This window comes from Pseudomonas sp. YNh, assembly GCF_037993085.1.
GTDB lineage: Bacteria > Pseudomonadota > Gammaproteobacteria > Pseudomonadales > Pseudomonadaceae > Aquipseudomonas > Aquipseudomonas putida.
In genome coordinates this window covers 12,238-24,684 of sequence record NZ_JBBMRJ010000014.1, presented here as the reverse complement: position 1 = coordinate 24,684, position 12,447 = coordinate 12,238, and the positions used below count along the sequence as shown (strand labels likewise).

Below are 12,447 nucleotides of genomic sequence, written 5' to 3'. Positions count from 1 at the left end.
CGGGTTACTGGCCGGTGAAACGGGGGGCGCGGCGTTCAACCGAGGCTTGCAGCGCCTCGGCGCCATCCTGGCTGCGGCCGCACAGCAGGCCGGCGTGGCGCTCGGCCTCCAGCTGCTCGGCCAAGGTGCGGCGGGCGCCGTCGCGGATCAGCTGCTTGGTCTGCGCATAGGCGAACGTCGGGCCATTGGCCAGGCGCCAGGCCAGCTCGGCCGCCACGGCGGGCAGTTGCTCGTCGGCGCAGACTTCGCTGACCAGCCCGGCCGCCAAGGCACGCTCGGCGCCCCACAGTTCATCGAGGAACAACAAGCGCTTGGCCTGCTCGCTGCCGATCAGCCGTGGCAAGTGCCAGCTGGCGCCGGCATCGGGGCTGTAGCCCATGCTGGTGTAACCAGCCTTGAAGCGCGCAGAAGCGGCGGCGATACGCAGGTCGCAGCACAGGCTGAGGTCCATGCCCCCGCCCACGGCGGTGCCGTTGATGGCGGCGAGGGTGGGCTTGTCGAGGCTGTGCAGCCGCAACATCAGGGCGTGGGCGGTTTCGGTCCAGCCGTAGCTTTCCAGGGTGCCCGCGGCTTCGGCGGCAGCCCATTCGGCCAGGTCGGCGCCTGCGCAGAAGCTGCGGCCGCTGCCGGTAAGCACCACCACGCGTACGGCCGGGTCGCTGTTGTGGCTTTCGAGCAAGGCGTGCAGTTGCTTAAGGGTGGGAATGTCCAGCGCGTTGCGTTGCTCGGGGCGGTTGAGGGTGATCCAGGCAACGCCGGCTTCGACTTTGCTCAACAGTGACGACGACGGGGTGGTCATGGGGGGCCTCGGTGTTGTTGTGATGGTTTTGGGAGGGCTTGATGAGGGAGATACTAAACGAGTGTTCAACAAGGCGGGATGGGCTGTTACAACTTCGCACAACTCGGTTTTTGCTGTTACGCGGGTTTCTTTTGGCATTGCATTTTCGTTGCCTGTGAGATCGAGCGCCGCGCGGGCGGCGCTCGATCTCACAGACAATAAAAATGCTTCGCCGAACACTTACAACCAACGACCCACGGCATCAAACGCCAGGCGCGCTCGGCTCAAAGGCACCCTGCCGGCGGCGATTGACGAAGAAGTACGCCGCGTAGCACAGGGCAATAAAGCCAAAGCCCCAGTACAGCGACGGCCGCTGGGTTTCATCCAGTGCCAGGAACACAAACAGCGAGCTGCACAGGGTGATGCACAGCAGCGGCACCAGTGGGTACAGCGGCGCCCTGTACTTCAGGTCCTGCAGTTGCCCACCTTCACGCAGGTAGGCCTTGCGGAAGCGGTACTGCGCCAGGGCGATGACGATCCAGGTCACGGTGCCGGACATGCCGCTCACCGCCATCAGCACCATGAACAGGGTGTCGGCGGCAATGAAGCTGGTCATAAGCGACACCAAGGCAAAGCACAGGGTGATGCTCAGCGCCCGCAGCGGTACGCCGCGCTTGCTCAGCGGCGCCAGGCTTTTCGGCGCCATGCCGCTCTTGGACATCGCCCACAGAATGCGCGTAGACGCATACAGCCCAGAGTTGCCCACCGACAGGATGGCGGTGAGGATGACGAAGTTCATCACGTCGGCAGCAAAGGGAATGCCGACCATGTCGAACACCTGCACGAAGGGGCTTTCCATCAGGCCGGCCTGCTCGAACGGCACAATGGCCGACAGCACGGCAATCGCCAGCACGTAGAAAATCAGCACACGGAACACCACATTGCGCACCGCCCGCGGGATGCTCTTTTCCGGGTGCTCGGTTTCACCGGCCGCCACGCCCATGATTTCACAGCCCTGGAACGCATAGACCACGGTCATCATTACCGCGAACACCGCCGACAGGCCATGGGGGAACAGCGACTCGCCCACCAGGTTGTCCAGCATCGGCGCCGGTGCCCCGCTGCTCAGCGGGATGGCGCCAAAAATCACCAGCAGGCCAATGATGATAAAACCAAGGATGGTCGCCACCTTGATGCCCGAGAACCAGTACTCGGCCTCGCCAAAAGCGCGAGTGGCCAGGGCGTTGAGGCCGAACAGCACGACCACGAACAGTGCCGACCAGTACCAGATCGGCACCTCGGGGAACCAGCGGGTCATCAGCATGCCGGCAGCGGTGAACTCCAGGCCCACGGTAGTGGCCCAGCTCATCCAGTACACCCAGCCGATCATGAAGCCGGTGGCCGGGCCGATGAACTTCGTGGCGTGGGCCTGGAACGAGCCGGACACCGGCATCTGCACCGACAGTTCACCCAGGCAGACCATCACCAGGTACATCAGCAAGCCGGCCACCAGGTACGCCAGGATCGCGCCCACCGGCCCGCCCTGGTTGATGGTCACGCCCGAACCCATGAACAGGCCGGTGCCGATCACCCCGCCCAGCGACAGCATGAAGATGTGCCGGCTTTTCAGGGCGCGGGTGAGCTGGATTTTTTCGTGGTTGTCAGTCATGGCGCACCTCGCCATTGCGGCAGGTGCGGGGGGCGGTACGAAAGAGGGGCTGAGCGCTACGGCATGTCATTATTCTTGTCTCCAATAAGCCTCATGGACCGCGTGCAACACGGTTGCCATGGATTATTGGAAACGGATGTAAGGTGCCGTTGTACGAACGGATCGAAGATGTAAAAAGTCGTAAGTTTTTTGTACGTCAGCTCTGGATCAACTGTTCCAGGGTCGCACGGGCCTGGCCGAGCTGGTTTGCCAGTGGCTCGGCAAGTGCGTTCAGCGCCTGCCCGTCATGCTGGCGGGCTGCGTCTTCCAGGCGTCGCAACAGCGCAGCAAGGCCAGAAAAACCCAGGGAATCGCAACTGCCGGCCAGGCGATGGGCCAGGTGCAGCACTTCGGTAAAGTCCTGGGCCGGCAGCGCCTCGGCCAACCCCGTGGCGTGCTGCTCCAGTGACTGGTGCAACACCTTCAGCAGGCCTTGCAGCTTCTGCTCGCCCAGCAGCGAGCGGTGGGTGGCCAGCAGCGACCAGTCCATGTTCGCGTCAATACCGGCCTCTTCAGTCGGCTTCGCGTCGGCCAGCGCCTGGCGCAGGTTGGCCAGCCGCAGAGGCTTGGCCAGCACACCTTGCATGCCGGCTTCCAGGTAACCCGACACTTGCCCCGGTTGCACGCCAGCAGTCAGCGCCACTATCCGGCTGTAGTGGTTTGGCCCGGGGGTGGCCCGAAGCTGCCGGCAAAGTTCCACCCCGCTCATGCCGGGCAGGTGAACGTCGAGCAGGATCAGGTCGAAGCGCCGCTGAGCGCACAGCTGCAGGGCCTGCCCGGCATCCTCGGCAAAGCTCACCCGGTGGCCATCGCGCACCAGCAGGCTGCCCGCCACCTCACGGTTCAGCGCGACGTCCTCGACCACCAGGATATCCAGGCTGGCGCTGACCGAGTGGGCCGGGGTATTGGCCGCAACGGGCTGCCCAAGGGCGATGTCGAGTTCGAACCAGAAGCAGCTGCCCTGCCCTTGCACACTGTCCAGGCCAATGCAGCCCCCCAGCTTTTCCACCAGGTGCTTGCAGATCGCCAGGCCCAGACCGGTGCCGCCGTAGCGGCGGGCCACGGCTTCGCTGGCCTGGACGAAGCGGTCGAAGATTTTTGCCTGTACAGCCGGCTCGATGCCGATGCCATTGTCACTGACAGACAGCCGCAGGCGCTGCGTGGTCGCATCGCTGGCCAGCACCTGTACCTTGAGCCGCACCTGGCCGTGCTCGGTGAATTTGATGGCATTGGCCAGCAGGTTGCTGAGCACCTGACGCAGGTACTGCTCGGCGCCGTGCTGGTAACCGGCCAACTGCTCATCAACCTCCAGATGCAGTGTGTCGCCGTTGTCCGCAGCCATGGGTTCGAGCAGCGCCAGCACTTCCTGGCACAATTGGCGCAGCGAAAAGCCGACCAGCTCGGCGCGGCTCTCCCCTTCTTCGAGCCGGGCGAAGTACAGCACTTCGTTGAGAATTGCCAACAGCCCCTCGCCGGCCTTGTACAAGGCTTCCAGGCGCTGACGGTCGGCTGCATCCAGCCGGCCACCGCGTAGCAGCTCGGCCATGCCCAGGATACCGTTGAGCGGGGTGCGCAGCTCGTGGCTCATGGTTGCCAGAAAGCGCGACTTGGCCAGGTTGGCGGCCTCGGCGTCATCCTTGGCCCGGGCCAGGCTGGCGGTACGTCGCTCGACCATGGCCTGCAGTTCGTCGCGCTTGTCTTGCAACGCCAGGCGGTCGCGCTCGCGGCGTTCAATGTCGCTGAGAATGGCGCGGCGCATATCGTCCAGGGCATTGGCCACCGTGTCGATTTCGTCAGGGCGCGATGAACGGCGGCGCCCCAGGCGCAACGGTTCCTGCCATTGGCCGGCGCCAATACGCCGGGCGAACTCGGCCATCACTTGCAGATGGCGGGTGACCAGGCGATAGAACAGCCCCGACAGCGCCACTGCAAGGCCGCACAGGAACACCCCCATCCACAGCAGGCTGGCAAGGCCGGTGGCATACAACCGATGGTGCACCGCCCCCAGGTCGATACTCACTTCCAGCTCACCCAGGTGCCTGGCGGGGCCCGAGGGGGGCTGATAATCCAGGGGGAAGCGCTCGATGCGCAGCGGCCCCTTGGGTTCGGCCTCCCCTCGCAGCAGTTGAAAATCGTCGCTAACCAAGCGCACCCGGGCCACGTCGGAAAAATCCACCAGGCCGCGCAATTGCGTATCGAGCTGCGCCTCGTCGAGGTCCCACAGGCTGCGCTCCAGGCTGGCGAGGTAGCCGGCGCGGATCAACGCCATGCGTGCCTCGATGTCGCGCATCTCGCGGCGGTATTCGAAATACAGCTGCACGCTACTGGCCAGAACGGTAAAGCACAGGCTGAACAACAGGATGAACCGAAGCAGGCGGCGCAGCAGGCCATCGGTGTGCAGGCGAATCATCGGGCATCCGCCGGCAGGTTGATCATGTCGCGGTAGGTGACCTCGCTCTGCTCCAGCCAGCGCGTGATCTCGCCAGCCTGGTTCATGCGCCGCAACTGCGCGTCGATTTCATCCATGTGCTGGCTCAGGGGTGATTGCCGCGACACGGCAACGCGCAGGTAGTCCACGCTCAGCGCGCTGGGCAATACGCGGATGTCCTGCGCGCCTGGCAGGTGCTCGATGAACAGTTGACCGGTGCGCCGCTCCTGGATCACATAGTCGATGCGCCCGCGGATCAGCTTGCCGAAGTTCTGCTGGCTGGAAGACACCCGCTCGATGTTCTGATGCCGGGCGACGAAGCGGTCGAATTCGGCGCCGTAGCTTTCGCCGTACAACAGGCCGCCGCGGTAACCGGCCAGGTCCTCCAGCTGCTGAAACTGCACTGGCCGTTTGCGGTTGTAGAACACAGCCACTTCCTCGCGCACTACCGGCTCCGTGGAAAAATGCATGCGCTGGTCACGTTGGTCGCTGTTGTAGGCCAGCACCACGTCTACCCGCCCGGCGGCAGCGTCCATCAGGCAGCGCTTCCAGTTGCCCAGCACCACGGTCTGCACGTCGTAGCCCATGCGTGCGAACAGTTCGCGCACCACGGTTGGCGCCAGGCCACGCACCTGGTGGCCGTCGCTCCAGGACATCGGCGGGTACACCGGGTAATCGCAATAGCGCACCGTCTGTGCCGCACCGGCCGGCACACTGAGCAACGCCAGCGCCATCCCCCAGGCACGGCGGGCGCGGTGGGTCATGCGGCCACGCTGGCAGTGAACAGGTAGCCGGTGCCGTGAATGGTGATGATCAGTTGCGGCTCGGCCGGGTCATCGTGCAGCTTGCGCCGCAGGCGACCGACCAGCACGTCGATGGAGCGGTCGTTGGGCACCCACTCGCGGTTGCGAATCTGGTCCATCAGCTGGTCGCGGCTCAGGGTATGGCCGCTGTTGCGCAGGAACACGCTGAGCAACTGGAACTCACCGTGGGTCAGCAGGGTTTGCCCGCCCCGTGGGTCGATCAGGCGACGGCGGTCGGTGTCCAGCGCCCAGTCGGCAAACTGCTTCAGCGACTGCGCGCAGGCCGGTGCCGGGTGCACTTCGCGGGCATGGCGCACGCGGCGGATCAGGTTTTTGGCGCGTGATACCAGCTCGCGGGGGTTGAGCGGTTTGATCACGTAGTCGTCGGCGCCGCATTCCAGGCCGACAATGCGGTCGATGTCGTCGTTGCGGCCGGTGATGAGGATGATGCCCACCTCCGAGCGCACCCGCAGCTCGCGGGTCAGGGTGAGGCCGTCCTTGCCGGGCAAGCGGATGTCCAGCAGCACCAGGTCGACATCCTGGCTGCCAAGCAGGGCTTCGGCCTTTTCTGCCGTGTCGGCACAGTGCACGTCGTAGCCTTCCTGGGACAGATAGGCCTGCAGCAAGTCACGAATAAGCGGATCGTCATCGACGATCAATACCCGAGGCGTCATTGCGTGTTGTCTCTTTTTATTGGTGTTGTTCTACACACTCGCGCCAGCAGCGTACTCGTTACTGAACAGACGATCAACAGCCCTCGGGCAGGCTGAAGCGCCGCCGACCACCGGCCTGCAGGCCATCGACCCAGGCCTCGCAGATAATCACGCCCTGCTCGGGGGTGAAGGTGCCGGGGTTGAGCCCCGACTCCAGCCACAGGCCATCGAGCAGGGCACTGAGGCTGATGGCCGCGAGGTCGGCATCGAAGCCCTGCCAGCCCTCCTGCGTGGCCAACTCGGCCAGCAACCGGCTCAGCTCCTTGCGGTACTCGCCATAGGAATGATCATGCACCTGGTTGATCGCATCGGCCGTCTTGACCGCGCCCCAGAAAGCCAGCCAGGCGTCGAGCAGCTGCGGGTCGAGCAACTCTGCGCAAAACGAGGCGCGGAAAAACGCCGACAGCCGCTCCCGGGCATTGGGCGCGGCCTGCGCCATGGCTTCACGCAGCAGCCCCATCACCCGCCCGGTGACGGCCAGGTAGGCTTCGGCAACCAGCTCGTCCTTGCCGGCGTAGTGGTGGCTGATCAGCCCGACCGAGACCCCGGCCTCGGCCGAAATCTTGCGGATCGAAGCCCCTTGGAATCCGTGGCGTTTGAGGCACACCAGGGTCGCTTCGACCAGGTTGGCCTTGCGCAATTCCGGCAGCATGCGGTGGTAGCGGGCTTCCTGGCTCATCAAGGGTTCTCGGTTCAGGGGCTGGACTGAACGACTGTACAACAAGCCGGACTGCGTGATAAACCCTTGGCAGACGTACCCACAACAACAAAAGCGGCTGCCATGAACGACCTGATCACACGCGAGCTGGACCAAGGCCTGCTGACCCTGGCCTTCAACCGCCCGGACAAGCTCAACGCCCTGAACACCGCCATGTACCTGCAACTGGGCGACCTGCTGCTGGCAGCGGGTGAAGACCCTGGCGTCGATGCCATTATCATCACCGGTGGCGCCCACTGCTTCACCGCTGGCAACGACCTGCGCGACTTCCTCGACAACCCGCCCACTGACCTGGACAGCCCGGTGTTCCGCCTGATGCGGGTGGTCATGGGGCTGGACAAGCCGCTGATCGCGGCAGTCAGTGGCGCAGCAATCGGCATCGGCGCCACCTTGCTCCTGCATTGTGACCAGGTGCTGGTCAGCCGCTCGACCAAACTGCGCATGCCTTTCGCACCGTTGGGGGTGTGCCCGGAGTTTGGCTCCAGTCTGTTGCTGCCACGCTTGCTTGGCCAGGCCCGCGCCGCCGGCCTGCTGCTGGGTAACGCGTTGCTGGATGGCGAACAGGCGGTGGCCTGGGGGCTGGCCAATGAGCTGCATGAAGATGGCGAAGAGTGCCTGGCCGCAGCGCGCAAGCTGGCACGGCAGCTGCAAACTTACCCGCAGGCGGCGCTGCGCATCAGCAAGCGGCTGATGAAGGACAGCCAGCGGGCGGAGCTGGAGGCCACGGTGGTGCGGGAAAGCCAGTTGTTCATCGAGTGCTTGCGCACCGGAGAAGCACGCGCCGTGTTACGGCGGCTGATCAAAGATTGAAACGATGACGCGCCCCTTGTGGGCGCGACTGTGTTGCTCAAACTTTTCAAGTTTGCGCGGTACCTGTGGGAGCGGGCATGCCCGCGAACACGGGCATAGCCCGTGCCATCCACCGAGCAGACTGCTTCGCGGGCTTGCCCGCTCCCACAAGTACCGCGCAGGTTTGGGCCATGCTGTATGTGTGGGTGCATGATCGCGGGAATGTGTTGCACTAGTACCCGGTCATCTCCAGATACCCGCGCCCACCGGCATTCCCGCTCAACCGCACCGGCCCTTCCCAGTACGGGAACCGTGTGTCCATCCAGGCCTGTGGTTCCACCGCCTCGACCTGCACATCCACCCCATGCGCCGGCACCTGCACCCGCCAGCGCGTCGGTACCTGTTTGCCATTCTTCTGCTCGGCCCAGGCCAGGGCCTGCAACTGAACCTGCGCGCCTTGCAGCGCTACCACTTCACCTTGCGGGCCAACCCACGTGCCGGCGCGGTAGGCATCGCCCTCGGCCTGACGCACCTGGAACAACATCAGCCTGGCACCACTGTCCAGGTGCAGGGAAAACCAGTCCCACCCCGTTTGCCCGGCCGCCAGCGGCTGGCTGCTCCATTCCCGGTCCAGCCAGGCCTGGCCGGTGACCGCGATGCACATGCCTCCACGCTCTACCTCCCCGTGCACACGGTAAAACGGCTGGCTGTAATAGTAAGAGGCCTGCCCCTTGCCGGATTTCTCGCTGTAACCCTGGTCGCCGTGCAGCACCAGGGGGCGATCACTGCGCAAACGCAAGTCGTAGCGAAAACCTTCGCCACCGGCAGCCATTTGCAGGCTTTCGATGCCCGCCCTGCCCTGCAACGACCAATCATTGATCCAGGCACGGAACGGCTGGGCCTGCACGCCGGCCTGGCCGATACCGCCGCGCGCCAGGGTTTCGCCAGACTGGTGACCACCCGGCCCGGTCAGGGCCGCGTGCCCCATCCACAGGTTGGGGCTGTTCCAGTCGGTGGTTTCAGGGCCGGGGCGCAGGGCCGAGCGGAACAGGGTCCACTGGGCGCCCCAGTCACGCCCCTGGGCGTCCTTGAGGTTGGCAGTGACGTACCACCATTCGATGCGAAAGCCATCGTGTGCGCCATGGTCACGCGGGAATTCCAGGCGATGCGCGCGGGCCACCTGGTTGAAACCGTCCGCCTGCTGCCCCAACCCGGCATAGCTTGGTGGCGCCGGCGGGTCACAAGCGCATAGCAGGCCGCATAGCAACAGCAAGGCGTTACGCTTCATCGGTAAACGGCCTCAACAGTTCGCGGGGCTGGCGGCGCGCCAGTTGCCACAACGGCCAGGCGCTGGCCAACAGGCTGGTGAACAACCCCAAGGCGGCCAGTTGCAGCAGCTGCACGGGGAATACGTAAAGCGGCAGGCGCCAGCCGAACGCCTGCACGTTGACCACCGCCACCAGGCACCATGCCAGCAACACCCCCAACGGGATTGCCAGCAGTACCGTGAAACTGCTCAGCATCAGTGTCTGCCCCAAGCTCAGCCACACCAGTTGGCTGCGCTGCACACCCAACGCCCACAGGGGCGCCAGCTGGCTCAGCCGCGTCTGGCCCAGCGTCAGCAGGTTGATGAACAGCGCCACCCCGGCCACGCCAAGCGTGAGGCTGTTGAGCGCGGCAGTGGCGGCAAAGGTGCGGTTGAACACCTCGGTAGACCAGCGTTTCAGGCGCGCCTGCTCCACTACGCGGCTGTCGTCCAAGGCGAAGTGCTGCTGCAACGCTGCCTTGATGACGGGCAATTGTTCAGCGGGCAGATCAACGCTCAACCCGGTCAGCGTGGCCTGCGGCCATTGCTTGCGCAACCAGCTGGCATTGACCAGCACGTGCCCCTTGGGGTTACCGTAATCGGCATAGATCCCCACCACTGTCATCGCCTCTGAAGGCAGCGCCAGGCGGTCGCCCAGTTGCACCCTCAGGCGCCTGGCCAGCTGTTCGCTGAGCATCACCGCATGCCCGCCGGCCAACGCTTCCCAGGCGTGAGGCTTCTCCTGCAGCAACGGCCAACGCTTCAGGTATCCCGGGTGATCGACGATGCCCTGAAGCTGCACCGGCCAGCCCTGCAACTGCGTTTCTACGCGCCAGCCGGGCAGCACCACACTGGCTGCCGATTGCTGCCCTAGCCATTGCGCAATTTCCAGACCTTGGGCTGTATCCCGAGGGCTGACGTACAGGTCGGCAGACAGGCGCAGGTCCAGCCAGCCGACAAAGGTCTTGCGAAAGCCTTCGGTCATGCTGCCCACGCCGACACTGGCAGCCAGCGCCAGCAACAGTGCCATCAGCGCCAAACTCAGTGCCGGCAGTTGCTGGCGGCTATCGGCGACGAACCATTGCGCCAAAGGCCGCCGGCAATACCGCGTCAGCAAGGCCAGAGCCCGGTCGAGCAAGGCCGGCAACAACAGCGCCGCCGCCAGCAACAGCCCAGCAAGCATGGCAAACGCGCTGGCCAGGCGGTTACCCAGCACGCCACAGCCCAAGGCCAGCAGCAACAGGACGCCCGCTATGCAAGCCTGGCGCCTCAACCATGGCCCCTGCGCCAGCCGCCAAGCCTGAGGCTGCGCCAACGCCAGCAATGGCAACCGGGCTGCACGTAACACACTGCCCAGCCCTGCCAGCAATGCCCCCAGCACACTCACAAGCAGCCCCACCAGCCACCACCACGCGGGCAGGCTCAGGGTACCGGCAACCTGGGCGCCGTACAGGCCGCGCAAACTGGCTGCCACATCGGGCAACAACCACGCGGCCAGCACATACCCGCTGGCCACACCGGCCAGCCCGCCCAGGACGGCGAACAGACCCAGCTCCAGCATCAAGGCGCACAGCAGGGTGTTCAAGCTGACGCCACAGGCGCGCAGATTGCGGATCAACCCACGCCGCTGTTCTAGCGCCAGACCGATGGCGGCATGGGCGATAAACAGGCCTACGACGAACGCCAGCAGGCCGAGAGCAGTCAGGTTGAGGTGAAAGCTGTCAGTCAGCCGCTGCAACCCGCCGTCGTCCTGTTGCGGTTGCAGTTCGAGGTAAACCGCAATATCAGCAGGCAGCGGCCCTGGCTTGCCGGCCACCAGCAATCGCGACAACTGCCCAGGCGCGTGCAGCAACCGCTGGGCATGGCCGATATCGACCACGATCACCCCAGGCGCCAATGCAGGCTGCAGGATCATGGGGGGTAGCAATTGCCCTTCGCTGTCGCGCACCGCTGCCCCACGCTCTGCGCCCAGTTGCCGCAAGGTGTCTGGCCCGGCCCACGCTTGCCCGGGCGTGCCGATGAACGCTTGCACATCGAATGCTTGCGGCTGCACACCGGCAATGCTGCTGGCCGGCGGCAGGCTCAAAGGTTCGATGCCCAACAGGCGCACACTGCGCGCGGGCCCCCCAGGCAAACGCAAGCGCCCTTCCAGCACGGGCGTTACTGGCCAACCCTGCTTGCGCAATTGCACGTAAAGCCCTTGGTCGAAGCGCTCACCGTTGCGCGGCACCAGCTGCGCCTGCAGCGGCCCGGCCAGCACGGCACTGGCGCGGGCGTAGTCGCTGCGTGCCTGGCTGTTCAGCGCCTGCACGCCCGTCCACAGCGCCGTGGCCAGCCACAGCCCGGTGAAGATGCTGAAAAACTGCACACGATGGCGCCGCCAATGGCTGAAAAACGCCAACAGGGCCAGCGACAAAAGCCTCATCACCCCGACTCTGGCTGAACGTGACCGGCCTGCAGCTGGCAACGCCGCTGCAAGCGTGCCGCCAGCCGGGGGCTGTGGGTCACCATCAGCACACCGCTGCCGGCCTCGGCGACCAGTTGCAGCAACAGGCTCAGCACCTCATCGCTGCTGGCTTCGTCAAGGCTGCCGGTGGGTTCGTCGGCCAGCAGCCAGGCCGGGCGCCCAGCCAGGGCGCGGCCGATGGCGACCCGTTGCTGCTGGCCACCGGACAACTGCTCAGGGTAGCGCGCCAGCAAACCTGCCAGGCCCAACTGCTCTGACAGGTAACCCACCCATTGTGGGTCATGCCTGCCAGCCAGCCTGGCCTGAAAGGCGAGGTTCGCCGCCACGTCCAGGCTACTGATCAGGTTGTATTGCTGGAACACCAGGCCAATCCCCTCCCGCCGCCACTGCGCCAGCGACGCCTCGGAACGGCCGTCGAGCGGGACGTCGTCGATCAGGATGCGGCCGCTGTCGGCACGGTCCAGGCCGGCAATCAAGTGCAGCAACGTGCTCTTGCCGCTGCCCGACTCCCCCATCAGCGCCAGGCTGCTACCGCGTGGCAGGCGCAGGTCCACCCCCTGCAGGACAGGGAGCGGGCCTTGGGGGGTGGGGAATGATTTGTGGAGCTGTTCGATGGCGAGCATCGACGGGCCTTGGTGGGTTGGGTGTCCTTTCAGGAATAGCAGGTTCGGGGAAATACACCCGAAAACTCGTCCGGTTTTCACGACATACAACCCGCTGCCTTGACAGGTGGCGCT

10 protein-coding genes are annotated in these 12,447 nt (G+C 65.1%); 1 reads left to right on the top strand and 9 read right to left on the bottom strand.

Annotated elements, in window-relative coordinates:
- Nucleotides 1-4: 4 nt before the first annotated feature.
- The 6 genes from WF331_RS15850 to WF331_RS15825 form a co-directional block, all read right to left on the bottom strand.
- On the bottom strand, nucleotides 5-799 hold the full coding sequence (locus WF331_RS15850) for an enoyl-CoA hydratase/isomerase family protein (protein ID WP_284362925.1): 795 nt from the start codon (nucleotides 797-799) through the stop codon (nucleotides 5-7).
- 241 nt (nucleotides 800-1,040) lie between these two features.
- The gene (locus WF331_RS15845; protein WP_016499182.1) at nucleotides 1,041-2,447 is read right to left on the bottom strand and encodes an amino acid permease; all 1,407 of its coding nucleotides are present in this window, start codon (nucleotides 2,445-2,447) and stop codon (nucleotides 1,041-1,043) included.
- A gap of 196 nt (nucleotides 2,448-2,643) precedes the next feature.
- The gene (locus WF331_RS15840) at nucleotides 2,644-4,896 is read right to left on the bottom strand and encodes an ATP-binding protein (protein WP_016499181.1); all 2,253 of its coding nucleotides are present in this window, start codon (nucleotides 4,894-4,896) and stop codon (nucleotides 2,644-2,646) included.
- Complete coding sequence (locus WF331_RS15835) at nucleotides 4,893-5,678, bottom strand: substrate-binding periplasmic protein (RefSeq protein WP_049273046.1); 786 nt, start codon at nucleotides 5,676-5,678, stop codon at nucleotides 4,893-4,895. The genes WF331_RS15840 and WF331_RS15835 overlap by 4 nt, the downstream gene beginning before the upstream one ends.
- Nucleotides 5,675-6,391 (bottom strand): response regulator, encoded by a 717-nt coding sequence (locus WF331_RS15830; protein ID WP_016499179.1) that lies wholly within the window; start codon nucleotides 6,389-6,391, stop codon nucleotides 5,675-5,677. Before WF331_RS15830 ends, WF331_RS15835 begins: the two co-directional genes overlap by 4 nt.
- Nucleotides 6,392-6,464: 73 nt before the next feature.
- Nucleotides 6,465-7,109, bottom strand: a complete 645-nt coding sequence (locus WF331_RS15825; RefSeq protein WP_016499178.1) for a TetR family transcriptional regulator C-terminal domain-containing protein — start codon at nucleotides 7,107-7,109, stop codon at nucleotides 6,465-6,467.
- Between the two features lie 102 nt (nucleotides 7,110-7,211).
- Here WF331_RS15825 and WF331_RS15820 point away from each other — a divergent pair, with 102 nt between their 5' ends.
- Nucleotides 7,212-7,958, top strand: coding sequence for an enoyl-CoA hydratase-related protein (locus tag WF331_RS15820; protein WP_340623082.1), 747 nt, complete (start codon nucleotides 7,212-7,214; stop codon nucleotides 7,956-7,958).
- A gap of 211 nt (nucleotides 7,959-8,169) precedes the next feature.
- Here the strand turns inward: WF331_RS15820 and WF331_RS15815 are convergent, their stop codons facing one another.
- Genes WF331_RS15815 through WF331_RS15805 form a run of 3 tightly spaced genes read right to left on the bottom strand, consistent with a single transcriptional unit; the run spans nucleotide 8,170 to nucleotide 12,333 of the window.
- On the bottom strand, nucleotides 8,170-9,225 hold the full coding sequence (locus WF331_RS15815) for a lipocalin-like domain-containing protein (RefSeq protein WP_016499176.1): 1,056 nt from the start codon (nucleotides 9,223-9,225) through the stop codon (nucleotides 8,170-8,172).
- A complete protein-coding gene (locus WF331_RS15810; protein WP_340623081.1) occupies nucleotides 9,215-11,668 on the bottom strand; it encodes an ABC transporter permease in 2,454 nt (817 codons plus the stop codon). Before WF331_RS15810 ends, WF331_RS15815 begins: the two co-directional genes overlap by 11 nt.
- A complete protein-coding gene (locus WF331_RS15805) occupies nucleotides 11,668-12,333 on the bottom strand; it encodes an ABC transporter ATP-binding protein (RefSeq protein ID WP_016499174.1) in 666 nt (221 codons plus the stop codon). Before WF331_RS15805 ends, WF331_RS15810 begins: the two co-directional genes overlap by 1 nt.
- Between the last annotated feature and the right edge of the window lie 114 nt (nucleotides 12,334-12,447).

Coding starts and splice junctions, on each gene's coding strand:
- WF331_RS15850 (WP_284362925.1), bottom strand. CDS start 799: ATGACCACCCCGTCGTCGTCACTGTTGAGCAAAGTCGAAGCCGGCGTT.
- WF331_RS15845 (WP_016499182.1), bottom strand. CDS start 2,447: ATGACTGACAACCACGAAAAAATCCAGCTCACCCGCGCCCTGAAAAGC.
- WF331_RS15840 (WP_016499181.1), bottom strand. CDS start 4,896: ATGATTCGCCTGCACACCGATGGCCTGCTGCGCCGCCTGCTTCGGTTC.
- WF331_RS15835 (WP_049273046.1), bottom strand. CDS start 5,678: ATGACCCACCGCGCCCGCCGTGCCTGGGGGATGGCGCTGGCGTTGCTC.
- WF331_RS15830 (WP_016499179.1), bottom strand. CDS start 6,391: ATGACGCCTCGGGTATTGATCGTCGATGACGATCCGCTTATTCGTGAC.
- WF331_RS15825 (WP_016499178.1), bottom strand. CDS start 7,109: ATGAGCCAGGAAGCCCGCTACCACCGCATGCTGCCGGAATTGCGCAAG.
- WF331_RS15820 (WP_340623082.1), top strand. CDS start 7,212: ATGAACGACCTGATCACACGCGAGCTGGACCAAGGCCTGCTGACCCTG.
- WF331_RS15815 (WP_016499176.1), bottom strand. CDS start 9,225: ATGAAGCGTAACGCCTTGCTGTTGCTATGCGGCCTGCTATGCGCTTGT.
- WF331_RS15810 (WP_340623081.1), bottom strand. CDS start 11,668: ATGAGGCTTTTGTCGCTGGCCCTGTTGGCGTTTTTCAGCCATTGGCGG.
- WF331_RS15805 (WP_016499174.1), bottom strand. CDS start 12,333: ATGCTCGCCATCGAACAGCTCCACAAATCATTCCCCACCCCCCAAGGC.